The 26,001-nt window shown below is 70.6% G+C and carries 25 protein-coding genes; 8 read left to right on the forward strand and 17 right to left on the reverse strand.

The features are described 5' to 3' along the window. The first annotated feature begins 426 nt into the window (after positions 1 to 426). Positions 427 to 2,046, forward strand: coding sequence for a transcription termination factor Rho (gene rho, locus OV427_RS34255; RefSeq protein WP_267860418.1), 1,620 nt, complete (start codon positions 427 to 429; stop codon positions 2,044 to 2,046). A gap of 21 nt (positions 2,047 to 2,067) precedes the next feature. After that, complete coding sequence (locus OV427_RS34260; RefSeq protein WP_267860419.1) at positions 2,068 to 2,394, forward strand: hypothetical protein; 327 nt, start codon at positions 2,068 to 2,070, stop codon at positions 2,392 to 2,394. Positions 2,395 to 2,518: 124 nt separating this feature from the next. Here OV427_RS34260 and OV427_RS34265 read toward each other — a convergent pair whose 3' ends face one another. The 5 genes from OV427_RS34265 to OV427_RS34285 all read right to left on the reverse strand — a co-directional run bounded on the left by OV427_RS34265 (position 2,519) and on the right by OV427_RS34285 (position 6,547). Beyond that, positions 2,519 to 3,745, reverse strand: a complete 1,227-nt coding sequence (locus OV427_RS34265; protein ID WP_267860420.1) for an AI-2E family transporter — start codon at positions 3,743 to 3,745, stop codon at positions 2,519 to 2,521. A 144-nt stretch (positions 3,746 to 3,889) separates the two neighbouring features. Continuing rightward, positions 3,890 to 4,348, reverse strand: coding sequence for a hypothetical protein (locus OV427_RS34270; protein ID WP_267860421.1), 459 nt, complete (start codon positions 4,346 to 4,348; stop codon positions 3,890 to 3,892). Between the two features lie 15 nt (positions 4,349 to 4,363). Beyond that, positions 4,364 to 5,167 (reverse strand): esterase/lipase family protein, encoded by an 804-nt coding sequence (locus tag OV427_RS34275; protein WP_267860422.1) that lies wholly within the window; start codon positions 5,165 to 5,167, stop codon positions 4,364 to 4,366. Between the two features lie 102 nt (positions 5,168 to 5,269). Next, entirely contained in the window at positions 5,270 to 5,773 is a 504-nt protein-coding gene (locus tag OV427_RS34280) for a hypothetical protein (protein ID WP_267860423.1), read from the reverse strand. Between the two features lie 18 nt (positions 5,774 to 5,791). Continuing rightward, positions 5,792 to 6,547: a glutamine amidotransferase gene (locus OV427_RS34285; RefSeq protein WP_267860424.1), complete on the reverse strand. Its 756-nt coding sequence runs from the start codon at positions 6,545 to 6,547 to the stop codon at positions 5,792 to 5,794. Between the two features lie 192 nt (positions 6,548 to 6,739). Between OV427_RS34285 and OV427_RS34290 the strand changes: the two genes are divergently transcribed. After that, a complete protein-coding gene (locus OV427_RS34290) occupies positions 6,740 to 8,200 on the forward strand; it encodes a glutamine synthetase family protein (protein ID WP_267860425.1) in 1,461 nt (486 codons plus the stop codon). Between the two features lie 23 nt (positions 8,201 to 8,223). Further along, on the forward strand, positions 8,224 to 9,408 hold the full coding sequence (locus OV427_RS34295; RefSeq protein ID WP_267860426.1) for an iron-containing alcohol dehydrogenase: 1,185 nt from the start codon (positions 8,224 to 8,226) through the stop codon (positions 9,406 to 9,408). A 54-nt stretch (positions 9,409 to 9,462) separates the two neighbouring features. On the opposite strand, the gene OV427_RS34300 is transcribed toward OV427_RS34295, so the two are convergent. From OV427_RS34300 to OV427_RS34315, 4 genes are all read right to left on the reverse strand, one after another. Further along, positions 9,463 to 10,062 carry a hypothetical protein gene (locus tag OV427_RS34300; RefSeq protein WP_267860427.1) on the reverse strand — a complete coding sequence of 200 codons (600 nt, stop codon included), beginning with the start codon at positions 10,060 to 10,062 and terminating at the stop codon, positions 9,463 to 9,465. Between the two features lie 76 nt (positions 10,063 to 10,138). Next, positions 10,139 to 10,612, reverse strand: a complete 474-nt coding sequence (locus OV427_RS34305) for a hypothetical protein (RefSeq protein ID WP_267860428.1) — start codon at positions 10,610 to 10,612, stop codon at positions 10,139 to 10,141. Positions 10,613 to 10,786: 174 nt separating this feature from the next. Next, positions 10,787 to 11,629, reverse strand: coding sequence for a hypothetical protein (locus OV427_RS34310; RefSeq protein ID WP_420718301.1), 843 nt, complete (start codon positions 11,627 to 11,629; stop codon positions 10,787 to 10,789). A gap of 92 nt (positions 11,630 to 11,721) precedes the next feature. Then, the gene (locus tag OV427_RS34315) at positions 11,722 to 12,243 is read right to left on the reverse strand and encodes an ankyrin repeat domain-containing protein (protein WP_267860430.1); all 522 of its coding nucleotides are present in this window, start codon (positions 12,241 to 12,243) and stop codon (positions 11,722 to 11,724) included. A 246-nt stretch (positions 12,244 to 12,489) separates the two neighbouring features. Here OV427_RS34315 and OV427_RS34320 point away from each other — a divergent pair, with 246 nt between their 5' ends. Continuing rightward, positions 12,490 to 13,284 (forward strand): ELWxxDGT repeat protein, encoded by a 795-nt coding sequence (locus OV427_RS34320; protein ID WP_267860431.1) that lies wholly within the window; start codon positions 12,490 to 12,492, stop codon positions 13,282 to 13,284. 14 nt (positions 13,285 to 13,298) lie between these two features. Here OV427_RS34320 and OV427_RS34325 read toward each other — a convergent pair whose 3' ends face one another. Beyond that, a complete protein-coding gene (locus OV427_RS34325; protein WP_267860432.1) occupies positions 13,299 to 14,570 on the reverse strand; it encodes a winged helix DNA-binding domain-containing protein in 1,272 nt (423 codons plus the stop codon). A gap of 205 nt (positions 14,571 to 14,775) precedes the next feature. On the opposite strand from OV427_RS34325, the gene OV427_RS34330 reads away from it, so the two are divergent. Beyond that, a complete protein-coding gene (locus OV427_RS34330; RefSeq protein WP_267860433.1) occupies positions 14,776 to 15,420 on the forward strand; it encodes a DUF2239 family protein in 645 nt (214 codons plus the stop codon). A gap of 222 nt (positions 15,421 to 15,642) precedes the next feature. Here OV427_RS34330 and OV427_RS34335 read toward each other — a convergent pair whose 3' ends face one another. After that, positions 15,643 to 16,611: a phosphodiester glycosidase family protein gene (locus OV427_RS34335; RefSeq protein WP_267860434.1), complete on the reverse strand. Its 969-nt coding sequence runs from the start codon at positions 16,609 to 16,611 to the stop codon at positions 15,643 to 15,645. A 173-nt stretch (positions 16,612 to 16,784) separates the two neighbouring features. Here OV427_RS34335 and OV427_RS34340 point away from each other — a divergent pair, with 173 nt between their 5' ends. After that, positions 16,785 to 17,678, forward strand: a complete 894-nt coding sequence (locus OV427_RS34340) for a CPBP family intramembrane glutamic endopeptidase (RefSeq protein WP_267860435.1) — start codon at positions 16,785 to 16,787, stop codon at positions 17,676 to 17,678. Between the two features lie 3 nt (positions 17,679 to 17,681). On the opposite strand, the gene OV427_RS34345 is transcribed toward OV427_RS34340, so the two are convergent. From OV427_RS34345 to OV427_RS34370, 6 genes are all read right to left on the reverse strand, one after another. Continuing rightward, positions 17,682 to 19,529 carry an ArnT family glycosyltransferase gene (locus tag OV427_RS34345; RefSeq protein ID WP_267860436.1) on the reverse strand — a complete coding sequence of 616 codons (1,848 nt, stop codon included), beginning with the start codon at positions 19,527 to 19,529 and terminating at the stop codon, positions 17,682 to 17,684. Beyond that, complete coding sequence (locus OV427_RS34350) at positions 19,526 to 20,476, reverse strand: hypothetical protein (RefSeq protein WP_267860437.1); 951 nt, start codon at positions 20,474 to 20,476, stop codon at positions 19,526 to 19,528. Before OV427_RS34350 ends, OV427_RS34345 begins: the two co-directional genes overlap by 4 nt. Further along, a complete protein-coding gene (locus OV427_RS34355) occupies positions 20,463 to 20,975 on the reverse strand; it encodes a hypothetical protein (RefSeq protein ID WP_267860438.1) in 513 nt (170 codons plus the stop codon). Before OV427_RS34355 ends, OV427_RS34350 begins: the two co-directional genes overlap by 14 nt. 80 nt (positions 20,976 to 21,055) lie before the next feature. Next, positions 21,056 to 22,015 carry a CarD family transcriptional regulator gene (locus OV427_RS34360; RefSeq protein ID WP_267860439.1) on the reverse strand — a complete coding sequence of 320 codons (960 nt, stop codon included), beginning with the start codon at positions 22,013 to 22,015 and terminating at the stop codon, positions 21,056 to 21,058. Positions 22,016 to 22,088: 73 nt separating this feature from the next. Continuing rightward, the gene (locus OV427_RS34365) at positions 22,089 to 22,301 is read right to left on the reverse strand and encodes a hypothetical protein (protein ID WP_267860440.1); all 213 of its coding nucleotides are present in this window, start codon (positions 22,299 to 22,301) and stop codon (positions 22,089 to 22,091) included. A gap of 90 nt (positions 22,302 to 22,391) precedes the next feature. Continuing rightward, positions 22,392 to 24,779, reverse strand: a complete 2,388-nt coding sequence (locus OV427_RS34370) for a serine/threonine-protein kinase (protein WP_267860441.1) — start codon at positions 24,777 to 24,779, stop codon at positions 22,392 to 22,394. Positions 24,780 to 25,068: 289 nt separating this feature from the next. Here OV427_RS34370 and OV427_RS34375 point away from each other — a divergent pair, with 289 nt between their 5' ends. Then, a complete protein-coding gene (locus OV427_RS34375) occupies positions 25,069 to 25,917 on the forward strand; it encodes a phosphatidate phosphatase App1 family protein (RefSeq protein WP_267860442.1) in 849 nt (282 codons plus the stop codon). The last annotated feature ends 84 nt before the right edge of the window (positions 25,918 to 26,001 follow it).

Below are 26,001 nucleotides of genomic sequence, written 5' to 3' on the forward strand. Positions count from 1 at the left end.
CCGGTCGGGGCGGGTGGGGAAGGGGAGGACGGGCCGGCGTGTTGCCTTCCCACACGGGGGGCGCCGTGCGGCAACCCGCGGGGTCCTTGCTTCCGGGACGGGGCATGACATGCAGGCCGGGGCCCGTCGCGGAAATGTGCCGGCCCCGCTCTCCTGTTGGTCATCAGGAAGAGAGGGACCCCGGACAGCAAGGATGCCTTGACAGGTCCGGAGGGGGTCAATAACGTCCCTCGGCGGTTCATGGCGCAGGAGTTTCGACGGCGCCGTCTTCTCCCCAACCAACAGGCTCACGCCCGCGCAGTCCCGTTCAGGGATTCCGGCGGGGCCGTCCTCCTGGAAGGTGCTTCCGAGGGCCGCGGACATTTCCGCAGCAATCCCCCCCGTCCGACGCCTCGGTCGCCCCGCTCCTCCCCAAGCGTTACAGACATGCGTAAAGCCCGTACTTCGAGAGAGAAGGTTGCCGCCACCGAGGTCGCCGTGGAGGCCGACGTGGAGAAGCCTCGCCGCAAGCGCGCGGCGAAGACGGCCGACCGCGACGACACGGAGAAGCCCGCCCGTGCCCGGCGCACCCGCCGCGACGACGAGGTCGCGGCCGAGCCCGAGGCGGCCCCCGAGCCGCCCCGCCCGGTACTCACCCCCATTTCCCGCCCGGTGCGCGACGACGACATCCAGGAGGCGCGCATCTCCGGTGGCGACGAGGAGCAGCCGGCCGCCACGCTGGCGCCTCCTCCAGAGTCCCCCGAGGCCCCCGCCTTCACGGAAGTCACGCGTGACGGCGCGCCGATGCAGGTCATCAAGCTGAACGACCTGAAGCGGATGAAGATCACGGACCTGGCGAAGATGGCCCACGACACGGGCATCGAGGGCTACCAGGGCCTGAAGAAGCAGGACCTCATCTTCGCGCTGCTGGGCGGCATCGCCGACAAGCGCTTCGAGGTCCACGCGGAGGGCGTGCTGGAGCTCCTGAGCGACGGCTTCGGCTTCCTGCGCAGCTCGGACAGCGACTACCAGCCCAGCCCGGACGACATCTACGTGTCCCCGTCGCAGGTGCGCCGCTTCAACCTGCGGCCCGGCGACACGGTGACGGGCCCCATCCGCCAGCCCCGCGAGGGCGAGCGCTTCTTCGCGCTCCAGAAGGTGGACAAGGTCAACTTCGCGGACCCGATGTCGGACGCGGCGCGCGAGCGCATCCTGTTCGACAACCTCACGCCGCTCTATCCGACGCGCAAGCTCAAGCTGGAGCACGAGTCGTCGGAGATGACCACGCGCATCATCGACATGTTCTGCCCCATCGGCCTGGGCCAGCGCTGCCTCATCGTCGCGCCGCCGAAGGCCGGCAAGACGGTGCTCTTGCAGAACATCGCGCACGCCATCAGCCGCAACCACCCGGACGTGTACCTCATCGTGCTGCTCGTGGACGAGCGCCCCGAGGAAGTCACGGACATGGAGCGCAGCGTGCGCGGCGAGGTGGTGTCGTCGACGTTCGACGAGCCCGCCACGCGGCACGTGCAGGTGGCGGAGATGGTCATCGACAAGGCCAAGCGCCTCGTCGAGCAGAAGTACGACGTCTGCATCCTCCTGGACTCGATTACGCGTCTGGCGCGCGCCTACAACACGGTGGTGCCCGCGTCCGGCAAGATTCTGTCCGGCGGCGTGGACGCCAACGCGCTCCACAAGCCGAAGCGCTTCTTCGGCGCCGCGCGCAACATCGAGGAGGGCGGCTCGCTGACCATCATCGGCACCGCGCTCATCGACACCGGCAGCCGCATGGACGAGGTCATCTTCGAGGAGTTCAAGGGCACCGGTAACTCCGAAATCGTCCTGGACCGGAAGCTGATGGAGAAGCGCATCTTCCCGACGTTGGACATCAACAAGTCCGGCACGCGCAAGGAAGAGCTGCTGTTGACGCCGGGCGACCTCGTGCGCATCACCGCCCTGCGTCAGGTGCTGCACCCGTTCACGCCGATTGACGCGATGGAATTTGTGCTCAAGCACATGCGTCCGACGCCGTCGAACGCCGACTTCCTCGGCTCGATGAACCGGTAAGCCACCGGAAAAGGAGCGCCCATGCGCCGCCCCCTGCTGGTCCGCCTGTCCACCCTTGTCGTGGGGATGACACTCGGAGCGCTGGCAGGGTGCGACCTGGGCACCCTGGACCCGCCGACGGAGGACCCTCCGCCGGTGCTGTCCAGCGCCACCTGCTACGGCGATGACGACTGCGTGGCCGACGCCTGCTGTGGGCTCGGCACCGCCGTCACCCACGTGGAAGAGGGTCCGAGCTGCGGCGGCGTCTCGTGCACGGGCGGCTGTCCGGCGGGCTCCATCGACTGCGGCCGCTGCATCCCCGTCTGCCGGGGCTCGCGCTGCTCCGCCGCCTGTACCGCGAGCCCGTGAGGGCCTGAGCCTCCGGTGGGCGTGTGTCAGGCCCTCGACGTCCCGGGCCCGCCGTGGGCCAGGTGCGCCTGGCCCGTGCCCTCGTCACGCCGGTGCGTGAGGCCTCAATGAGAGGAGGCTTGCGTCACGCCGCGGGCGCCCGCGGCGCCTCGGCCTCCGTCGTCGCCACCACGGGCGCCGGTTGGGCCTTGAGGCGCGCATAGTCGAAGCACGCCACGAGGATGGAGGCGACGGGCACGGCGAAGAGGGCGCCCACCAGTCCGAAGAGCCGCTCCCCGGCGATGAGGGAGAAGGCGACGATGACGGGGTGCAGGTGCGCGGCCTGGCCCATGATTTTCGGATTGAGGAAGTACGCCTCCAGCGCGTGGATGCCGACAATCCACGCCAGAATCGCCAGGGCCTTCCGGAAGTCGTCCGCCAACGCGATGAGGACGATGGGCACCGAGCTGAGGATGGTGCCGAAGATGGGGATGAGGCTGAAGAGCGTGGCGATGGTGGCGAGCAGGAACGCGAACTTCACGCCGAACAGCAGCAGCCCCACGAAGGTCAGCGTGCCGTTGACGACGCAGATGGTGACCTGGCCGCGCACCACGCCGGACAGGGAGCGGTCGATGCGCTCGACGAGCTGGCGCGCGTCGTGGGTGTATTCGGGGGGAATCAGCGTGCCGACGTAGCGGCGGATGGCCTGCGCGTCGATGGAGAAGAACGCCCCCACCATCAGCACGAAGAACAGCATGAAGACGCCCGCGGCCACTCCGGCGACGATGCTGCGCGACACGTTGACGATGTCGCCCAGGTTCTCCCGCACCAGTGACGAGGCGCGCTTCACCGTGTCACCCAGCAGTTGCTCCAAATCCAGCGCGAGGCTGAACTGCCCCGTGTGGACTCCGTCGTCGGCGCCCTCCAGCGCGCGGGTGGAGAGGGCCACGGGGATGCCCCGGTTGCTGAGCCACGTCTCACCGCGCTGGGCCAGCTCCTGCACGTGCTCCGGGGTGAGCGTGTTGGCGAAGGCCATGGCGTCGCGGCTGACGCGGGCCAGCTCGCGGTAGAGCTGCGGCACCAACGCGACGAAGAAGAGGTACACGCCCACGAAGAAGCCGGCGTAGATGAGCAGAATCGCCACCCAGCGCGGCACGGTCCGGCCCGCCACCTTCACCCGGGTGATGCGTGCGACCAGCGGCTGCACGAGGTACGCGATGAGCGCCGCGCCGGCGAACGGCATCACCACCGAGCGGAAGGAGACCAGCGCCACCGCGATGGCCAGCCACAGCGCCGCCAGGATGAGCAGTCGCTTGCGTCGTTCGGTCGTCGGGGTGTGGAGGCCGGGAGGAGGGTCCAGGGGCTGCAACATGGCACCGGCTTATGGCAGTGCCTCCCCCCTGACAAGAGCAGGCACGCTCGGGCCGCTCCTCGTCACACCCGCGTCAATCCGGAGTCCCTGTAGCGCTACAGCAGCGCCGGCCCCGTGGAAGCAGGCGGGCAGGCGAGGAGCCCTTCAGGCGCTGGGCACCGTTGCGAGCCGCAGCTTCGACTCCAGCCGGTCCAGGCAGTCCCGCATGTGCTTGCGCTTGACGCGGCCCTCGGTGGCCTCACCCAGGCCCGCCATCTGCTCGGTGAGCCAACGACTGAGGAACAGCAGCGGCAGCCGGTCGTCCGGACCCAGGCCGTGCTCCAGGTAGCGCTTGTGGCGCATGTACTCGTCGTAGGCGTCCGCTTCGTGTGCCAGCTCCCAGCGCGTCAGCCGCAAGGCCTCCGTGTAGACGGCCGGCGCGGGGCGCGGGCGGGGCTCGGTGAAGAGGGGCGCGAAGCTTCCGCCCGTGTCCAGGTCCAGCTCCTGCACCGGCGGGGGCCACTGCTGGAGGTCCTTCGCCAGCAGCCGCGCCACCTCTTCCAGGAGGTGGTCCAGCAGGGTGACGGGCTTGAGGTCGAAGAGGTGGTCCCAGCGCGACGGCATGCCTTCCTCTCTACCTCAGGACGCGGAGGCCGGCAGCGACAGCGAGCGCAGCACCGGGGCCGGTGCGGGCTCGCCATAGCCCAGGGCCAGCTCGCGGCGGATGACCTCGTACACCGCCCGCCGGGTGAGCAGCTCGCCATGGCCCGCGCCGGGCACCTCCACGTTGAAGACGTTGGGCTGTCCTTCCACGTCCACCACGGCCGAGGGCCAGCGCGTCACCCCGTCCTCGCGCGAGTAGAGGGACACCAGGCGCACGTCGCGCGGGAAGGCCCCCATGCGCAGTTGCTTGAGGAAGGGCGACACCGGCGTGAGCTGCCACATGCTGCGGCTGAACCAGCCCAGCGTCGCGCAGCCCAGGTACGCCAGCCGCGAGCCCCGGTGCGGCGTGCCCAGCGTAACCAGGCTGCGCACGCGCTGGTCCCCACCCAGCCGCTTCACGTAGTAGCTGCCGATGAGGCCGCCCTTCGAATGGCCGATGATGGTGAGCGGCCCCATGCCGGGGAAGCGCGAGTACATGCGCTCCACCTTCTCGCGCACCTTCCGGGCCAGCACGTCGATGCCGTAGGTGTTGAAGCGGTCCAGCGCCCCACCCAGGTGGATGGACCAGACGCAGTAGCCGTCACGCCGCAGCCGCTGCTCCAGCACCTCGAAGACGCGCCGGGTGCTGAAGAAGCCGTACAGGAGCAGCACCGGCTTGGGGCAGTCCGTGAAGTCCGTCCGCCGCACGATGCGGTTGGCGTTCGGGTCCAGGTGCACATAGCCCGCGAGGTCCCGAAGCTGGCGCTTCCACCGGCGGTAACGCAGGACGAGAGGATTCATGTCACACCAGGGCGCCCACGGCGCCGCATGTGACCAGGATAGGGAGCGTGTGCTGCCCGTGCCGGCCTGCCCGCCGGGTGGGCGCGGTGCAACGCGAAATGCTCAACGTCCCGCGTCACCCCCGAGGGCACCACCGTCGGGAATCCCACCATCCCTCGTCCCGGCGTCCGCGGTTCCTCCGTCCGAAGTGCCCGCGTCCGTGCTGCCCTGGCAGCACGCCGGTACCTGCGCGAAGTACAGGCCCGCCTGCGAGCAGGGGACGCGGATGTCGCGGAGGTAGGCGCTGCAGCCGCGCACCAGTCGCGAGCCCTCACACACGGGCGGGCCCGCGTCCGCCGGAGTGCACGCCGTCAGCTCCAGCGCGCACACCGCGCGTGAGCGATAGAAGCGTGCGTCGTTGCGGTTGCCGGGGACGACGGTGCAGGTGGCGCCCTCGCCACAGTCCTGCACGGTGGGCCCGGTGGAGCAGGGGCCCACGGCGCAGGCGGTCTCACAGTTGATGGCCTCCGTGTCGTCGCAGCGCGGGGCCTGGGCGCAGAGGTCTCCGCCCGAGCAGGCGGAGGTGAGGAGGAAGAGGAGGACGAGCGGAGGTGCGAGACGCGGCAAGTGGGGCCTCGGGCGGGTTCAGGTGAAGCGCTCGAGGAAGTTCACCAGGATTCGCCTCCCAGAGGGAGTGGGCGCGATGCCCGCGAGCAATTGGGGCACCCGCTCTCCCGGCGCGGCACCTTGCGCGACGGCGTCCCGCTCCAGGCTCTCCTGCCTCGCCAGGATGATGGCGCGGATGGCGTCCGCCGGGGCCTCCGGGTGGAACTGCACGCCGCGCACGTTCGGCCGGAAGGCCAGCGCCTGTGCGGCGGTGTTGGCGTTGCCCGCCAGCACGCGTGTGCCCTCGGGGAGCTGGGTGACGATGTCCTCGTGGGTGGCCTGCACGGCGAAGCGCTCGGGCAGCCCGTCGAAGAGGGCGTCCTTGCGGCCCTCCTCCGTGAGGGTCACCTCCACGGTGCCCGTCTCCCGGCCCCTCGGGTTGCGTTCCACGCGGCCGCCGTACGCATGCGCGAGCAGCTGCTGGCCGAAGCACACGCCGAGCACCGGCGTGCCGCGCTCGCCCGCCTCGACCATGAAGGCCGCGGCGCGCTCCATCCACGGCTCGAGCTGCGTCACCGAGAGCGGAGAGCCCGTCATCATCACCGCGTCGTAGCCGTCCGCACTCTGGGGTAGCGGGGCTTCGCGGTGCACGTGGAGGATGTCGAAGCGGTAGTCGGACAGTCCGATGGTTTGCAGAAACCAGCGTTCGTAGTCGCCCACCGAGAGGCGCACGGACTGGGCCGCGTCGCCTGCTTTCAGCAAGAGGACGTTCTTCACCGCGGCGGGTTGCCGCATCCGTGCCTCGTTCCTAACGTCTCGTGCCACGCGTGTCCGCTCCTGAGCATTGGGAGGGGGCCGCCAGTGTGACCCGGGGCATCCCGATGATGGACGCTTGCTCGCTCACTCCTCGGCTTCCCGCCCTCACGTTGCACATCGACAGTCCGCTCGACGAGGCCACCCGGCACGGTGGCTGGAAGGAATGAATCCATGCCGACGCGTCCCAAGGCGAAGGTCCTCACGCATCCTGCCATGGCCCGGAGGGCCCGCACCAAGGAACGCGAGCCCACTCGCGGCAGCATCTCCCGCGAAGGCAACGGGACGGACACGCTGCGCCGCTGGCTGGACGAGAGGGGTGTGAAGAAGGTGAAGGTGGGCGCGGTCGACATCGACGGCATCTGGCGCGGCAAGTACATCTCCCTGGAGAAGTTCCTCAGCGCCGCCAAGGGCGGGCTGGGCTTCTGCGACGTCGTCTTCGGCTGGGACATGGGCGACGAGCTGCTCGACAACACCCAGGTGACGGGCTGGCACACCGGCTACCCGGACGCGCACGCGAAGGTGGACACCTCCACCGGGCGCATCATCCCGTGGGAGCCTGACACCGCGGCCTTCCTGCTGGACTTCGTCAATGCGGACGGCTCTCCCTTCGAGGCCAGCCCACGCCAACTGCTGCAGAAGATTTCGGCGCGCGCGAGGGAGCTGGGCTATCTGCCCCGTTTCGGCGCCGAGTACGAGTTCTTCATCTTCAAGGAACAGCCGCAGAGCCTGAGGGAGAAGGGCTTCCAGTCGCTGACGCCGCTGACGCCGGGCATGTTCGGCTACTCGTGGCTGCGCACCTCGCAGAACGCGCCGCTGGTGCACGCGCTCATCGACGGGTGCAACGGCTTCGGGCTCAACATCGAGGGCTTCCACACGGAGACGGGCCCGGGCGTCTACGAGGCCGCCATCCGTTACGACGACATCGAGAAGTCCGCCGACAAGGCCGCGCTCTTCAAGACGGTGGTGAAGGAAATCTGTGCCCGCCACGGCCTCACCGCGTGCTTCATGGCGAAGGTGAACGCGAAGCTGCCGGGCTGCTCGGGGCACGTGCACCAGTCGCTGTGGGACTTGAAGGGGGAGAAGAACCTCTTCCACGAGGAGGGCTCGCCGCACGGCATGAGCCGGATGATGCGGCACTACATCGGCGGGCAGCTCGAGCTGATGCCGGAGTTGACGGCGCTCTACTGGCCCACCATCAACAGCTACAAGCGCAGCGTGGAGAACACGTGGGCGCCCACCACCGCGACGTGGGGCCTGGAGAACCGCACCACCGCCATCCGCGTCATCGGTGAGAACGCCAAGGCGATGCGGATTGAGTACCGGCAGCTCGCCGCGGACATGAACGCGTACATCGGCATGGCGGTGAGCCTGGCCGCGGGCCTGTGGGGCATCCAGAACAAGGTGGAGCCGCCCGCGGCCTGCAACAGCAATGCGTATGCGGAGGCCGACGCCCGGCCCCTTCCCCGCAACCTGAGGGACGCGGTGGCGCTGCTCAAGAACAGCGAGCGCGCGCGGGAGATTCTGGGCGAGGGCTTCGTGGACCACTTCGTGCGCACGCGCGAGTGGGAGGTGCGCCAGTACGAGCGCGCCGTCACCAACTGGGAGCTGGAGCGCTACCTGGAGCTCATCTGATGAGCACGACGGAGGAAGCAGTCATGAAGCCGTTCGACATCCCCACCGAGCCCCGTGTCACGGAGATGGCATGGCCCACGCGCATCGTCTTCGGCGCGGGCGCCCTGCAGCGGCTCCCCGCCCAGGCGCAGCGACTGAAGATGAAGCGCCCGCTGCTGGTGACGGACGCGGGCGTGGTGAAGGCGGGGCTCGCCGCGCGCGTGCTCGAAGTCATGAAGAGCGCGGGCCTGGAGTGCGCCGTCTTCGACCGCGTGGAGCCCAACCCCACCGAGCGCGACGTCTTCGCCGGCCTGGAGGCGTACCGCAAGGCCGGCTGTGACGGCATCGTCGCCCTCGGCGGCGGCAGCGCGCTGGATGCGGGCAAGCTGGTGCAGTTGCTCACCACGCACGAGCCGCCGCTCAGTCGCTACGACGACGCGAAGGGCGGCGACCAGTACGTGCGCGATGATTTGCCGCCGCTCATCGCGATTCCGACCACCGCGGGCACGGGCTCGGAGGTGGGGCGTTCGGGCGTGGTGACGCTGGAGGACACCGGCCGCAAGACGGTCATCTTCAGCCCGCACCTGCTGCCACGCGCGGCCATCTGCGACCCGGAGCTGACACTGGGCCTGCCTCCCGGCGTCACCGCGGCCACGGGCATGGACGCCTTCACGCACTGCCTGGAGGCGTACCTGGCCAATGGCTTCCACCCGCTGGCGGACGCGGTGGCCATCGATGGCATCCACCGCGTGGGCCGCTCGCTGGTGACGGCGGTGAAGGAGGGCAGCAACCTGGCCGCGCGCACGGACATGATGGTGGCGGCGATGGAGGGCGCCATGGCCTTCCAGAAGGGCCTGGGCGCCTGCCACGCGCTGGCGCACGCGCTCACGCCCATCTCCGGCGTGCACCACGGCCTGTCCAACGCCATCGTCCTGCCCGTGGTGATGGAGTTCAACCGCGCGGTGTGCACGGCGCGGCTGGCCCGGGTGGCGCAGGCCATGGGTGACACGTCCAATGCGCGCGAGGAGGTGCTCGCGAGCAACGCCATCGACAGGGTTCGCCGGCTCAACGCGGCCATTGGCATCCCCTCGCGGCTGCGTGACGCGGGCGTGCAGGAGAAGGACCTGCCGAGAATCGCGGACAAGGCCTTCCAGGACGCCTCGCACCTGAGCAACCCGCGCAAGGTGACCGAGGCCGACCTGCTGGCCATGGCCCGCGAGGCGTACTGACGGAAGCCTCGTGGACCTCGGACCGGGGGAGGCGGAGTGCCTCCCCCGGGTGTTTCAGGGCGCCTCTTCCGAATCGCCCGGCCCACCCACGGTGCCGCCATCCGGGAGCACCGGGGCGCCGCCCGTGCCGTTGCCATTGCCGTTGGGAGTGCCGGCATCCACCTCGCCGTGCGAGCCCACCACCGCACCCGTCACGGGGGGGGCGGACTCCTCGGGGCTGAACTCCAGAATCTCCACGAACACGCGCCCGGGCAGGCGCAGGTCCATGGCGTTGATGCGCTCCTGGCCGCGCAAGTCATAGAGCTGCTGTGCCACCGGGCCCGCGGGGATGCGGTCATCGGAGAAGAAGATGTACATCCGCACCTTCCCCTCCTGGACGGGGATGCGGAAGCTCGTGTTGGCCACGGGCTTGTTCGGGTCACACCGGATGGACCGGTTCTCCCGCGTCAGCGTGAGCTGACGGATGATGCCTTTCTCCGACACCGTGTAGAGCATGCAATAGGGGAGCTGTCCCTCCGAGGGGATGACCTCCACCGTGGCCGCACCCGTCTTCCGCAACTGCGCGCGAGCGGGCCTGTCCGCCTTCTTCCCGTCACAGCTCCCACACAGCGCCAACACTGTCGACACCACCAGCACCGCACTCCAGCGCTTCATGTGTCCCTCCCGAGGGGCGTGGAAGAACCACCGTCTGCGCGGCAAGCCTACTTCGGGGCATGGGACTTCGGGGAGGTCATGGCAGCTCGCGTGGCACTTCCCGGACACCACAACGACCGCTTGTGCACACCGCCACCGGGCGAGTCCGGGGGGGAGCACACGGGGGAATGATGCAGCGCTCCCCACGCTCCCGGCACTCGCGCTCGCGCACGTCGATGGCCTGGTCCTCCGCCACCGTCACCGCGCGGCCGGTGCACAGCCGGGCGCAGCACTCGCCCTCGGGCACCAGGGTGATGGCGCAGTCCGCGTCGCTCCGACATTGGGCCGCCTGCGCGGTGGGCGACGGGCCCGTGGGGCCGCCGTCCGTGGGCATGGTCGCCGAGGTGCCGCCGCTCGCGGTGGGCGTCGCATCCGGACCTTCCGCGTGCGCCGAGGGTGCAGGGCCACCATTCTCCGGTGACGCCGCGTCGTCTGGCCGGCTCATGGGCTCCACCGAGCGCGCACAGCCGAGGCACAGCAGGAGGGAGCACAGCAGCAGGGAAGGGCGCATGGGGTGCATCGTGTCCCAGGTGGCTGGAGATGTCCGTGCCGTCATCCACGCCAGGGTGCCGCTTCGCGTCATCGTCGCCGTGGAGGCCTCCGGGACGCGGCCCTGTGCGGGGCCGCATCGCGCACGGAGTCCGCCCGGGGTGTCACGCCCGGGCGGGGTCGGTGCTTCAGGGGCTCACGGGCAGCCGGAGCTGACCTCGAGCGCGTCGTAGGCCATCCACCCGTTGCGCTTGGTGCCGGTGGTGGCGGCGATGACGTAGCCGTAGATGAACTTCATCGTCCCCGACTGCGTGCGGTAGCGGCCCGCGCTGTCCTTCACCCACAGCGGGATGTCGATGGACGGCGCGCCGTTGTCGGTGGGCACGTCCAGGCGCTGGAACTTCGTGCCCGCGGGGAAGTGGTCCACCGCGGGGCCGCCCAGGGCCATGCCCGGCACGTTGAAGATGAGGTTGACCGAGCGCAGCCCGTTGGCGCGCACCAGCGGCAGGTAGTCGCCCGCGCGCTCGTTGGCCGACGTGGTGTCGTAGACCACCTTCTTCACCTCGAGCGCCGGGTCATGCCAGTTGCGCACGGCGTAGCAGGCCATCTTCGTCAGGCCCGAGCCCAGCGCCGAGACGTGGCCCACCTTCTGCTCGAAGGACGTGCGGCCGAGGATGGCCGACATCGGCAGCCAGCCCGCGCTGGAGTTGGAGGTGGACACCGCGAAGGCGTGCAGTTCGCCCGCGAAGGTGCGCGTCTGGCCGTAGTTGAACGCGGAGCTGGTGCGGGTGTTGGTGCCCACCACCGTGCCGTTGCCGTCGCGGATGGGGACGCCCGTCACCAGGCCCCAGTTGTCGTCGGCCGGGTCATTGGTGGGAACGCGGTTGCCACCCGGGTCCTGCAGCTTGCAGTTGTACGGGCTCTCCAGACAGTACGTGCCGTTCACGCCCGAGTACGCCGCCTGCTGCTGCGCGGCGAGGCCCTCGCCGGACACCGCGCTGTCGACTGCCTCCTGGCCACCGCACGCGGCGGAGGCCAAGGCAAAGGTGCAAATCAAGGAAAAGTTGTTTCGCATGTTCTCATGGAATGCGAGGAAGACCCCGGGTGTCAATCGGGTCCGCTTCGCCCCCACTACTTCGCGAGCGCGTCGAGCCGGGCGACCGCGCGCGGCGCGCCCATCATCACCGCCGCAATCAGCGCGGTGTTGCCGCTGGCGTCCTGACGCTCGGGGTCCGCGCCGCGCGAGAGGAGCAGCTCCAGCACTTCGAGCCGGTCGAACATGGCCGCGAACATGAGTGCGGTGCGCCCGTCCGGCCCGGCCCCGTCCACGGGAGCGCCGCCGTCGAGCAGCAGCTCCACCATGCGCACGTCGCCCTTGAAGGCGGCGCCGGCCAGCGGCGTCTGTCCCTTGTCGTTGGCGCGCGTGGCATCCGCGCCGCGCGACAGCAGCAGCTTCGCGACGTCGGCCTGACCCGAGTACGCGGCGAGCATCAGGAGCGTGTTGCCTTCCTCGTTGGTGAGGTTCACCGACAGCCCCGCGTCGAGCATCTGGCGGAGGGTGTCGGTGTTGCCCTGGCGAGCGAGGTTGAAGGCCTCGCGGGTGGCCGCGAGCGCTCGGGGGTCGATGTCGTCGGAGGGAGGGGGCGGGGACATGGGCGGACTCCTGCGGGGGCAGGCCAACTGTATACGCCCCTCGCGGAGGACGAGCGGGTTGTCGCCGCGCGTCGTGGCCTGGATGACCCTCGAGCGACAGGTCCTGCCCGGCGCTCGTGAAGTCGAAAGGGCACGGTGCGCGTGCGCTGTGCGACGCGACGTGGCACCCCGGGTGCGCTGGGTGGGCCGGGAGGGCTCGTCACATTTGGCGCCGCCGCGAACCCATTGCGGTGAGGAGGGGGCACGATGAAGCAGCGAAACACCTGGCTGTCACTGTGCGGGGCCACCGCGTTGCTGGCCGCTTGTGGGGTCGCGGAAGTCGCCGGAGATGACGCCCGTGCGCGCGAGGCCGAGGAGGTTCTCCCGAGCGAAGCGGAGTCCGTGGCGGACACGGCTTCGGCCCGTGACGCGGCGGGGGCGCACGACTGCGGGTGCCAGCCTCCCACCTTCGTGGCGGACCTCACTCCGGGCCTCGAAGGCACGGACGTCCGCAGCTTCATCGACCTGGACGGCACGCCCATCGTCAACGGCTACAACGGTGGCATCAACACCCTGTGGCGGCTGGAGCGGAGGGGCGGATGTGGCCAATGGGACGCGGCCCTCATCAAGGGCGGCTTCGGCGGCCTTCCGCTGCTCTTCGGCTCCGCCGTCATCGGTCGGACGCTGTACTTCGCCGCCGACGACGGCGTGTACGGCCGCGAGCTGTGGAAGACGGACGGCACGGCCGAGGGCACGGTGCTGGTGAAGGACATCAACCCCGGCCCCGAGAACGCCTTCCCTGGCGACCCGAACACGCCCTTTGTCGTGGGAAGCGGGCTCGTGTTCAACGCCATCGAGCCCGTTCACGGCGACGAGCTGTGGTGGACCGACGGCACCACGGCGGGGACGCGGATGGCGGACCTCTACGAGGGCACCGCGAGTTCCTACCCCTACGGCTTCACGCGAGTGGGCAAATGGGTCTTCTTCACGGCGGATGATGGTGTGCGCGGCCGCGAGCCCTGGGCCCTGCCAGTGGCGTGCTTCCCGGACGTCGACGACTGAAGCTCGCGCACCCGCTACTTCGGCCGGATGAACTGGAGGTCGCGGCGCGACGCGTCGGCGGCGGCGAAGGTGAGCAGCTTCTCGCCTTCGTCCGTCACCTCCTCGCGCTCGCGGGGCGACAGCCGCTTGAAGGGCTCGATGAGCAGGGTGGCGGTGCCTCGGCCCTGCTGGAGCTTCCAGGTGCCGCGGAAGAAGCCATCCACGAGCAGGGAGCCGGGCACCAGGCCATTCGGGGTGATGGTGCGCTTGCGGTCCTCGTCGGAGATGACGCGCGTGCGGTCCGCGTGGGACAGGAGCAGGTTGTCGAACTCGGGCAGGAAGCGCACCGGAGCGGGCGTCTCCGGGTCGGGCCTCGGCGCATCCGGCACATCGAACAGCTCGCGGCCCTGCTCGTCGCGGAAGGTGCGCAGACCGGGCCTCAGCCGCTCGACCACCTCGCCCAGCCGGGTGAGCCCCGACCACGCCTGCACGTCCATGACGGACGCCGGGCCGAAGGCGGCGAGGTAGCGCAGCACCATTTCATCCACGGAAGGGGTGGCGTCGAGGGGCTGCCCGAGCCAGGACTCGATGGTGGTGCAGCGGGCCTGTCCAGCAGAACCCCAGACGCCACGCGGTGGTACCTGTATCAGCGGTGCCAGGAGGCGGATGGCCTGTGCGAGGGCCGTGGGGGCACGGTCCGGCCAGCGCTCCGCGAGCCGTGCGCCGAGTTCCGTGTACGTGAGCGGCTGCTCATCGACGTGCGCCCGCCCCGCCGCCACGAGTGCCTCGAGGTCCAGGCCCGTGAGCTTCCGGGCATGCGCGCTGCCCGTCTTGAGGACCCGCTCCAGCATGGGCTGCACCAGCGGCCGCAGCATCCGCGCGTCGCGGCCCGTGGCGAGGTGCAGCGTCCCGCGCATCAGCACGAGGCGCACCACCTGCCGGTCGATGAGCAGCGCGGACAAATCCTCCTGGCGGAAGCCCTGCAGCCGCGTCCACAGGCCGTAGTACGGCGCGTTCGGCGCCTGGGCCTGGAGCCCCACGAGGTGCTCCACGGCCTTCAGCACCGGCAGCTTGGAGCGGCGGAGCAACAACTGCCGCTCGAGCATGGCGCGGTTGAGGGCTCGCTGGCCAAGCACCTGCGACGGGCGGCTTCCTCCGCGACGGGCGACCGCGGCCACGGGCTTTCGGGTGGGCATGATCATCCTCGCGCCTCCCACCGATGCCACGGAGCGCGCCGCGCTGGAACCCCGGGGAGCGACACCGGTGGGGAATCCGAGCGGCAGGAGCGGGAAGAAGAAGGAGAGCATGTCGGCCTCGTACCGGGCTTGGGTGGGCGCTCCCTTTCGAGGGCGCGGCGCTACCTTGGGCCTCGGGGATGACAGCCTTGTGTCAGGTATGTCGGACGCCCCGGGCGATGCCCGCCTGCCCGCGCTCCGGGTGTTTTTACCCGGGTGATATTGACGGATGAATATTACCCGGGTAATAACCCGCGCGTCGAAGCGAGGAGGACACGTGCGTCAGGCGAAGTCAGCGGGGGAAGAGGGCGGGTACACGGCGTTCGCGGGGCCGCGCTGCATCGCCTCGGGAGGGTTGGAGGCGGTCGCGCTGAAGGTGAAGGCGTGGGTCGACGGTGGAGAGACGGTGCCGGTCGTCATCTACGAGGACGCGACGGGCCTGCCCGTCCACCCGGACCTGCGCGGGACTCGAGAGGACGTGCTGCGCGGGCTCGAAGCGCGGCGCGCACGGGCCGCTGCCTCCAGTGAGGACACGGAGGAGCCGCGGAGGAGCGGGCCGGGGCGGCCGAAGCTGGGCGTCATCTCCCGTGAGGTCTCCCTGCTGCCCCGCCACTGGGAGTGGCTCAACGCTCAGCCGAGCGGCGCGTCCGCGGCGCTGCGCAAGCTCGTCGAGAACGAGATGCGCGGCGGGCAGGGCCGCGAGCGGGCCCGGAAGTCACAGGAGGCCGCGGGCCGCTTCATGCTCGCCGTGGCCGGAGACCTTCCCGGCTTCGAGGAGGCGTCGCGCGCCTTCTACGCCCGGAACCCGGAGCGCTTCGACGAGCTCACCCAGCCGTGGCCCAGGGACGTCCGCGAGCACGTCCGCCGGCTGGTCGCCATCGTCATCCGTGACGAGGCCGAAGTGACACGTGCCACCCCCTAGCGGTGTTGAGCTTCCGCGCGCTCACCGAGGACTCCGTCGTGGACATCTTCCTGCTGTATTTCCTGCCCGTGCCGCTGGCCTGGGCGAGTCGTCCCGCAAAAACCAGGCGCCTCACGGTGGTGGGTGGCAAGGCCGGGGCGAAGGACTCCGGGCGTCCGCTCCCCGCCCGGAAGGCGCGCGCTTCCACCGCGCCGCGTGAGCGCCGTCGTGGTGGGGGGCGAATCAAGGCCCCAGCGGCCGGGCGATGATGCCGAGGTGATTGGCCACGGGCCGCTCCCACCAGGGCAGGCGGAAGTTGCTCGTGGCGTTGATGTGCTGGACGTGCCCGGAGGCGCTGCTCCGCACGAGCGTGGCGGACCCGCCGCCATCCAACTGGATGGCCGCATGCGCGCCGTGCTTCAGCATCAGGTCGGCGACTTCCGTCAGCGTGGCACCCTGGCTGTAGCCGCGCTGCTTGCCGTCCACCACCGCCAGCAGCAGATAGCGTCCAGTGACGTCGAGGCCGATGGCCGTGCGCGGGTAGGGCGCATCTCCGACGGGCGTGCCTTCGAGCGACGTCCGCCGCCCGTCACGAACGACGTAGCCCAGCCCGGAGATGGCGTGCCAGACCTCCGCGGGCGGCGGGCCGAAGTGGGCGCGCCGCTCGCGTGACAGGTTGAGGGTGACGGTGCCCTTCGCCCCCTCGCCGTAGAGCACGCCGCGCGAGGCCGCGAGCCCCACGACGTGCACCGGCTCTCCCGTCCGGGGCGCGTAGTCGAGCGGGTGGTTGGCGCGGAAGGGGAAGAAGAAGTTGGCGTTGATGGCGACCTGCACGCCATGCCGCGCCGCGAACCCGCTCACCGTGTCCGCACGCACATCTCCCGCGTCGGAGGGCTCCGCCGGTGTCACGAGGAAGTCGATGCCCGGCGCCTCCAGGTCCACGCGGACGACGTGGGCCACCATCGCTCGCGGGGACACACGCACCTCGCGCGTGTACTCGACGCCCTCGAACCACACCTCGTGCGCGGGCTCCGGGGGACCTCGGTGTGTGAACCAGGTCCAGTACCCGCCGCTGACACAGCCGGCGATGGCCGGAACCAGCAGCACCAGCCCGCACGTCCACCGCAGCCACCGGCGGCCCCGCCAGTGGCGCAGCACGGTGAGGCCCAGGGCGAGCAGGACGCTGGCGCCAGCGAGGATGAGAGGACCCATTCCGGCCCGAGCATAGTGAAGCGGGCTTTCCTCCGGCAGCCGTCCAGAAGCCCTTGGTGGTTAATATAAGTGCTTATATAAAAGCGCTGTTGAATCTCTCGAAATGACGGACGCGCATCCGCCGTACGGATGAACACGGCCCGCGACGGGCACCCGCATCGGAGTGAGTCGCCATGAGGTCCCTCTTCATCAATGCCGAGAACCGCGTGCGCAATGGCTGGAAGGTGCTGGGCTATTTCGCAGTGACGGCCCTCTTCGTGATGGGCCTCATCTTCCTGCGCAGGGCGTTGCCGGACGCCGTGCGGCCCTTCGCTCCGGAGCCGTTCCTCGCGTTCCTGGGCGCGCTCATCCCCTCGTGGTTCTTCGCGCGGCTGGAGCGCACGTCACTGGCCGCGCAAGGCTTCGAACTCCATCGGCGCGCGGGTCGTGATTTCGCGCTCGGCGTGGCCGGCGGGTCCATCCTGGTGATGTGGGTGGCCTTTGCCGTCTGGCTGCTCGACGGTTTCCACTGGGTGCGGGCACCGGAGGGTGCGGCCCTGGGGCTCGTGAAGAGCGCCTGGACGATGCTGGCCGTCGCGCTCTTCGAGGAAACGTTGTTCCACGGCTATGCATTCCAGCGGGCCATCCGAGGCATGGGGCCGCACTGGACCCAGTTCCTGTTCGCGACGATTTTCGCCCTCGCGCACCCGTTCGGTCCGGACATGGCGGGAAGCGCCGTGGCCGTGGCGATGCTCAACATCTTCCTGGCGGGCTGGCTGCTGGGCTTCTGCTACCTGCGCACGGGCAGCCTGGCACTTCCGGTCGGCGTGCACCTCGGGTGGAACTGGATGCTGGGCAGCCTGGGCTTCGGTGTGAGCGGGAGTGCTTCGCGGGGACTGTGGACGCCGGTGTTCCACGGCCGGCCCGTCTGGTTGACGGGAGGCGACTACGGCCTGGAGGCGTCCGCCGTCAGCATCGTGATTCTCGGACTGGCCGTGGTGGGTCTCGCCCGCTGGAGGGGCGCTCGGGCCCGCGCGGAAGCGCCCGCCCAGGTGCCGCCAGGCCTGTCGCCGAGCGAAGCGGCGTAGTGGCTACCGCCTCTCGGGCCGGACGTAGACGATGACCTGCGGCGTTTCGTCCAGGTACAGCCCCGTCACCGGCGTGCGCGTGCCGAAGGCCTGCCAGGTTTGGAACTCCTGCTCACGGAACTCCTGGTGGTACTGGTACGCGACGATGTCCGCGTCGAAGGGGCTGCCCACCGCGCGCAGGTCGTTCCGCAGCATGCCGTTGCGCTGGTAGTCGCGGAACGAGCCGTTGTGCACCTCGTGCAGGAACAGCCGCGCCCCCGGCTTCGCGTGCTCGTTGATCCACGGCAGCACGCCCGTCACGTGGCTGGACCAGAACTGCCGCTGCATGCCCAGCGTGGCCGCGCCCGGCAACCCACCCGCCAGCTCCGAGTACGCCGCCGTCCCGTACGGAAACACGCGCGCCGAGTACACCAGCGCCGGCGCCAGCAGCACGACGAACACCGGCGCCGCCACCACCGCGAAGGGCAGTGAGGGGCGCTTCGTCTTGAGCACGTCCCACAGCGCCGCGCAGCCGCGCGTCACCGCCGCGCCCGCGAGGATGCCCAGGAACACCATGGACGGGAACCAGTGCTTCACCCCGCCGAAGTGCGGCACCTGCGGGTGGCTGATGATGAGGATGGACGTCACCGCATTCACACCGACGAGCGCCTCGGTCAGCGTCACCGGCCGTGCCACCCACGCTCGCGTCCGCGCGAAGAGCCCCAGCACCGCGCGCGCCGCCAGCGCCCCCAGTCCCGTCACCATGGGCACGAAGAGGCTGGTGGGCACCGTCAGCGCCGTCTTCACCACCACGTAGCTGAGCGGGAAGGGTGGCTCGCGCAGCAGCGTCCCCAGATAGAACCAGGCGTAGTGGTTGTGCTTCGCGTGGAAGGCCAGGTACCACGCCGTGCGCTCCACCGGCTCATGCCAGAGGTACGGCCAGTGGAGGTAGAAGATGACCGGGCCCAGCACCGCCATGGACAGCACCGGCACCAGCGCGCGCGTCACCGGCCCGTCCACCTTCTTCAGACCGTTCAGCACCCAGGCACCGCCGGCCGCCAGCCCGACGAAGAGCAGCGTGTGCGGGCTGAGCAGCAGGAACTTCTTCTGGAAGGCCTCGCCCCCGCCCAGCGACACCAGCAGCCACCCGTAGAGCACGGCCACCGCCGCGAACAGCCCCACGAAGCGCACGAGCCAGGTGCGCGCTTCGGGCTTGCCCGCGCTCGCCGTCCACGCGCGCCACAGCGCGAAGGGCGTCAGCACGAAGGGGATGAAGAGCGCGTTGTGCTTGGTGGCGATGGCCAGGCCGAAGGCCACGCCGCACCACACGCCCCACTTCATGTCCTCCAGCGCGCGCCAGAAGCAGTACACGACGAGCAGCCACATGGCCGCCACCGGCACGTCGAAGCACGCCAGCTCACTGTTGAAGTACTGCCGCGGCACCAGCATGAAGGCGAGCGCGGCGAACAGCCCCGCGGTGCGCCCGTACAGCGCGCTGCCGAAGAGGAAGCTCAGCGCCGGAATCAGCGCGGCGATGGCGAAGGCCGGCAGCCGGAAGGCCGTGGCCGAGCGCGTCCACCCGAGCGCGTCGTGGAAGAGCAGGTGGCTCAACCCGAACAGCGTCTTCATCAGCGCCGGGTGCTCGTGGTTGTAGTCCCACGCGCGGACGATGGCGTCGTCCGTGAAGGCCCGCGCCGGGGACTGGAAGAGCAGCCGGAACCAGCTCGCGTAGCCCTCCGCCGCCGCGAAGTAGACGCTCTCGTCGCGCGTGAAGCCCACCGCGGACTCCGTCAGGAGCAGCGCCACGAAGGCCAGCACCCACAGCGCCCAGGCCAGCCGCTTCTCGTCGCGCGTGGGAGCCCGGCCCATCATCCCCGCACCCCCACCGCGGGCTCCACCGCGAGCACGTCCAGGCACACCTGCCGCCGGTCCGCGTTGTCCGACTGCACCCAGACCTTCACCGTGCGCGGCTCGCCCTCGGGCAGACGGACCTCGGCCTTCTGCACGCCCTCCAGGCCCGGCGGCACCACCACCTCCAGGAGCCGCACGCCGCTCCGCGCATCATCCACGCCCAGGTACGCCGGGGTGAGCCGCGCGTCCTTGAGGTGCGCCTGCTCCCAGATGATGCCGCCCTCCAGGCGCAGGCCCACGCCGCCGGGGATGCCGTCGAACTCCGCGACCAGTCGCTGCGGGCCGCCGGGCGCGTGCATCCACAGGCAGCGGCGCGGCTCGTAGAACAGCTCGTGCCACTCCGGCGCGACGTACAGGTAGTTGGGGCCGGGGCAGCGGTGCGCCTGCCCGTCGAAGGGACAGTCGCGGCGCGTGCCGTCCGGCGCTTCCAGGTACACGCGGGCCTTCGCAATCGCGTCCGTGGCCGTGAAGCGGCGCGGCCGGTAGCGGCCATTCTCGTAGAGCGCCAGCGACAGGGGCCCTTCGTGCACCGGCGTGCCCACCGCGCGGCGCTCGGGCAGGAAGGCGGCGAGGAAGTCGTCCTCGTCCGAGCGTGGCAGCTCCGGCTGCCCCAGCACCCAGATGCGCGGGTGCGCGGAGAGGTCGTCCCGGTCCGAGCCCAGGTAGCCGTACACCGGGACTTCGGGCGGGACGAAGAGGCGGGCGCGCTCCGTCCACCAGGGGAAGAGGAGCACCGCGTCGCCGGGGCGGGCCTCGGCCTTCAGGCGCTCCGTCACCGCGCGGTAGTCACCTTCCGAGGGAAGGTGCCCCGGCAGCCGCAGGTGGAAGACGAGGCAGAGGAGCGCGACGAGCACCAGGCCCCCCAGCTCCACGAGGGGCAGTGCGCGCGGGAAGCTAGGACTTCGCAAGGCGGATCTTCTGCTCGCTCTTTTCCCGGCAGAAGGTGCAGAAGATGGGCTCGCCCTGGGTGAACGACGGCGTCCAGGGCGGGTACATCGAGCACCGCGGGTCCAGGCAGTGGTGCAGCTCCCAGAGGTGTCCCAGCTGGTGGAGCGCGTGGCGGGCCACGGGCTTGAAGCCGGTCTCCAGGTCCTTGTAGGGGGCGATGCTGAGGACCGCGCGGTCCTTGCCGTGCCACGCGAAGCCGGACGTCGGCGCCACGCCGCTGGGCAGCTCGCGCTCCTTCAGCTTGCGCGTGGTGAGCAGCAGCACCTTGTCATCCTTGTACGAACGGATGCCCTTCACCTCCTGGAGCAGCTTCTCCGCATCCAGCGGCTCGGGCATGCCGGCGGGCACTTCGGCGCTGCCGGAGTGCTCGCTGCCCACGCCGAACGCCGTGTAGAGCGTGCGGTTGAACTTCGCGAGCTGCTTGTCGTCGAAGGAGTCCAGCGTCCAGACGCGAATCACGGTGCGTCACCTCGGCGGGAGGGCCCTCTCGGTGGGCGGGGCGGCCTGTGCGCACCCGCCCCGGATGGGCCCGTCGGTTATCAGTCCTCGCCCTCGGACGGCTTCGCCTTGGGCGGGCGGCCACGCTTCTTCGGCGCCGCGGGAGCAGCCCCTTCCGCCTCGGGCGGCTTGGGCTTGGGCGGACGGCCGCGCTTCTTGGGCGCGGGAGCTTCGGCTCCGGCGGCGGCGGTGGCCTCCGGCTTGGGCTTGGGCGGACGGCCGCGCTTCTTGGGCGCGGCAGCCTCGCCACCCTCGGTGGCCTCGGGCTTCGCCTTGGGCGGGCGGCCCCGCTTCTTGGGGGCGGCCTCCTCGGTCGACTCGGCGGCCTCGCCCTCCTCGCCTTCCTCGGAGGACTCCTCCTCGGCGGGCTCGGCGGGCGGTTCCTCGTCCGACGGCAGGTCGAGGTCGCCATCCAGGCCCAGCAGGTCGCCGTCGAGGCCCAGGTCCTCGTCGTCGCGGGCGAACTCGGCGGCGGTGCGCTTGGGGCGCTCGCGGCCGGGCGGGAAGAGGACGACGTCGATGGAGTCCTCGGCGTTGACCTCGGCGCAGCCGAGCGCGGCGGCGACCTCCATCACCAGCAGGTGCCGGGCGTTGTCGTAGAGCTCACGCTCCTTGGTCGGCAGGGGGCGCAGTTCGCTGAGGACCTGGAGGCCCTTCACCACCTCGGCCAGTCCCAGGATTCCGCCCTGGGTCATCCGGTCCAGGTTGGTGCGGGCGCGCTGCTTCCAGTCCAGGTCGGCCTTGTCGCTGTCCGAACGCAGGAACTCGAAGATGCTCTCCACATCCTCGGCGGTGGCGACCTTGCGCACGCCGATGGCGACCACCTTGTTGGATGGCACCATGACGACCGCGCCGTCTTCTTCGCGGCGCATCGTGACGAAGGTGAGCTTCTGACCGGCCACCTCCTTCACGTCGATGGCGGTGACGCGGCAGACCCCCTGGTTCGGATAGACGACCCGGTCGCCGACCGCGAGCTGGAGTGACGCGGACCCTTCAGGCATGTCCCCCTCACGGGCGAGGTAAACGTCAGCGGAGGCCCGGGCTTAGCACCGAGCCGCGCCGGACGCTACGAGTTTACCGGTGAAGTGCCGCCGTCCGTGCGTCCGTCACCTGGGCCCGCAGCAGGGCGCCCAACAGCTCCTTCTGCCGCGCGTCCAGCGCCGCCTCCACCTGGGCCTCCGTCGGCTCCAGCCCCACGCTCCCCGGCTGCGCGTCCACGCGCACGGACAGCCCGAGCGTCCCCGTCACCGCCACCCCGAACACGAGCACTGCCACCAGTTTCTTCATGGTGATGCCTCCAGGGCGCCCAGGGTAGGGGGCGGCCCCGGATGATCAATTTTTCTGCAACACGTCGCTGCACCGCTGTAGCGCCAGGGGCTAGCGCGTGGGGGTGTCGAACATGCGCCCCGGCGCCCGCACGGGAGGCGGACGGGCGGGCGGCACCACGGGGGACACCTCCAGGAGCAGGGTGCCCGTGTTGTCGGCCAGGTGGTCGTCCGGGAAGGCCAACTGGAGCCAGGACGCTCCCCGCAGGCGCACCGGCTGCCCCACCTCCAGCAACTCCAGGACGCCGGGGGCGGACTCGGGGCCTTCGCCCGTGCCGTGGAGGCCGAGCACCCGGCCCACCGGGCCGCCCTCGTAGCCCCGGGTGCGCGCGGGCTCGGGGCTGTCGCGCAGCACCACTTCATAGGTGGTGTCCGGGTCCAACTGGCGCAGCAGGAAGCGGTCCGTGCGCGACAGCTTCAGGGCGTGCGTGCGCGCATCCAGCCGGACGATGGTGACGGTGCCGCTGTCCCGCTCGCGCACCCGCACCTGGAGGGAGCCATGGTTGTCCTCCTTCCGCGCGTCCAGCAGGAAGACGTAGAGCATGGAGGCGTTGTGCACCAGCCGCTCCTCGGGGCCGACGAGGCCGAAGGACTCGTGCGCGGGGAGCTGCTCGGTGCCCTCCAGGAAGTAGCCGGCCTGCTCCACCGTCGCGGGGCCGCCCGTGGACAGGCGCCCCTCCACGCGCACGGCGTAGGTCCGCGCCGGGTTCAGCTTCACCTCCGCCGCGGACTCGAAGGGGACGCGGAAGGCGTGTCCCACGGCGGACAGGGTGACCCGACTCACGGGCATGGTGGCCTCCTGCGGCGGCGGGGCGCGGACGGACTTCGACGCCGTCCCTCCCTGCGCCCTCGGGCGGAGGCGGGCATGGACGGCCAGGGTGGTGCCGCGCTCGGCTCGCACCATCTGGCTCCACGGCACCATGCCCGTCACGTGCACCTCCAGGAGGTGCTCGCCGTCGGCGGGCAGGTGGGTGATGAGGGCGGGGGTGCGCGAGGCCAGGGGGCGGCCGTCCACGCGGATGGTGGCGCCCGGCGGCGTGGAGCTCAGCTCCACCGAGAAGGTGCCCGTGTTGCCCATCTGAATCATCACCGCCATGGCGACCAGGACCAGGGCCACCGGCGCCCCCAGCACCACGCCGCGCGGCAGGCCGGGGCCCCTCGACGGGGACGGCGCCAGGGCCTTTTCCGGCGCGGGGCCCCCGTTGGGGACGAGCGCGAGGGGGATGCGCCCGGTGGCGTAGACGGAGTGCTCGGAGGGGGCCGGGTCCAGGCTGATGGGCTGCGTGGTGGGGCCGGGCTCGCGCGCGTCCTGCGCGGAGGGGGGCCCCAGGGTGATGGGCTGGGTGGTGCGGTCGCCCGTGCCCGGCGCCTCGGGGAGCGGGGGCGCCTCGCGCAGGTAGGCGGGCTCGCGCGAGCCGCGGCGCTCGGCGGGGCCCTGCGTCCAGCGGGTCAGCTGCGCCAGGAACTCGCGCGGCAGCAGCACCGGGCGGCCGTCCTCCACCAGCTCGGCCTCGAAGAGGAAGCCCATGAAGTGGGCCCGGGCCCGGGGAGAGACGTCCGGCGCGGCGGTGTGGAGGTAGCGGGTGAGGGCCTCCGCGAAGGCCTCGGCGGTGGGGTAGCGCTGCTCACGCTCCACGGCCAGGGCGGTGAGGAGGATGCGCTCCAGCGCGGGAGGCAGGTCCGGGTTGAGGTCCCTGGGGCGCGGGAAGTCGCCCATGGCGACCTTGCGCAGCACGTCCGTCATCTTCCCCTCGAAGGGGAGCCGGCCGCACAGCATCTCGTAGAGGACGACGCCGGCGGCGAAGACGTCCGTGCGCGCGTCCAGCTCACGGCCGCGGGCCTGCTCCGGGGCGAAGTAGGCGTACTTGCCCATGACCTCGCCGTCCTCGGCCTCGTTGCGGCCGGCGAGCCGGGCCTTCGCGATGCCGAAGTCCACCAGCTTCACCTGGCCCTCGTAGCCGAGGAGCACGTTCTGCGGGCTGACGTCCCGGTGGACGATGTGGAGCGGGCGCCCGCGCTCGTCCAGGCGGGTGTGCGCGTAGGCCAGTCCCTCCAGCACCTCCACCGCGATGAGCAGCGCCAGGGGCTGCGGCAGGGTGTACAGCCCCTTCTCCCTCGCGCGCCGGAGCACGCGCGACAGCGGCTGGCCGTCCACGAACTCCATGGCGATGAAGTACTGGCCGTCCACCTCGCCGAAGTCGAAGACCTGGGCGATGTTGCCGTGGCTCAGCCCCGCGGCGATGCGCGCCTCGTTGACGAACATGGACACGAAGGCGGTGTTGCCCGCGTAGCCGGGGAGGATTTTCTTGATGACCACGGGCTTGGTGACGCCCGCCACGGCGGTCATCCGGGCGCGGTAGATCTCCGCCATCCCGCCCGTCGCGATGCGCTCGAGCAGCTTGTACTTGCCGAAATGGAGCCCTTCGGAAGGCTGCTGCACGTTCGTTCCGGCTCCTTCGGGCGTACCGGGCCGTAGCACCTGCATCTGCCCTCCACGCTGCCGTCGCGGAGTCTCGCGGCACGCTATCATGGGGTATGGCCAACACTGTAATAGGAAAATTCCGTTGAAACCGCTTATCTGCCCTTTAGGGCTGGTCGTACTCCTCGCTACATCCACCTCCGCGTCGGCGGAGCCGGCGGTCCTTTTGGCTCCCACGATTGGGAGGCCGGAGGGGGTACTCCTCCAGGGCCGGGTGTTGAAAGAGGCACCTGCTGAGGGGAGCACCGCGTTGTCTCGGAATGTGAGACGGCTGACAGCAGCCAACTGGGAGGGCGCCCGGGTCGAGGTGTCCTTCCAGGGCGTGGTGGCGACGGTGAAAAGCGGCCATGACGGCGGCTTCGAGGTGAACCTGCGGCCGCTGGAGGGCCAGCGCTTCGCGGTGGGGACGGGCGAGGCGGAGGCGAAGGTGCCGGGGGCGGCGGCGAAGGCGCCGGTGGAGGTCATCCCGGATACGGCGCCGCTGCTGGTGGTCTCCGACTTCGACGACACCGTGGCGGTGACGAACGTGACGAGCCCGGTGAAGCTGGTGGAGTCGGCGTTGCTGAAGGACTCGGACACGCAGGCGGTGGTGCCGGGCATGGCGGCGTTCTACGGGTGCCTCAAGAGCACGTCGGCGCCGGCCTTCGCCCTGGTGAGTGGCTCGCCCGTGCAGTACCTGCCGCGCATCCGGACCTTTCTGTCGCGCCATGGCTTTCCGGCGGGCTTCGGGCTGTACCTGAGGGACCTCGGCCCGGGGACGCTGTCCGGGTACAAGCAGCCCGCCATCCGCCGCCTGCTCCAGCAGTTCTCGCAGCCGGTGGTGCTGGTGGGGGACTCGGGGGAGAAGGACCCGGAGGTGTACGCGCAGATTCGCGACGAGTTCCCTGGACGCGTGAAGGCCATCTACATCCGCGACGCGGGGCGCACCGAGGACGCGAAGCGGTTCAAGGACATGGTGCTCTTCAAGGAGTCGGGGGATGCGGCCGCGCACGCCGCGGGGGCCGGGCTGGCGGATGCCGCCTGTGTGGCCAACGCGTTCCCGAAGGCCGTGCCCGTCGTCGCGCCCGCGGGCGCCACCGTGAAGCAGACACCTCCGTGACGAGCGGGGCATGGGCACGGAGGGCGTTGCTGCCCGGGCGGCGCGTTGGATCTCCACCGCGGTCCGTGGGGCTCGTCCGTGTCC

This window comes from Pyxidicoccus sp. MSG2 (assembly GCF_026626705.1).
Lineage (GTDB): Bacteria > Myxococcota > Myxococcia > Myxococcales > Myxococcaceae > Myxococcus.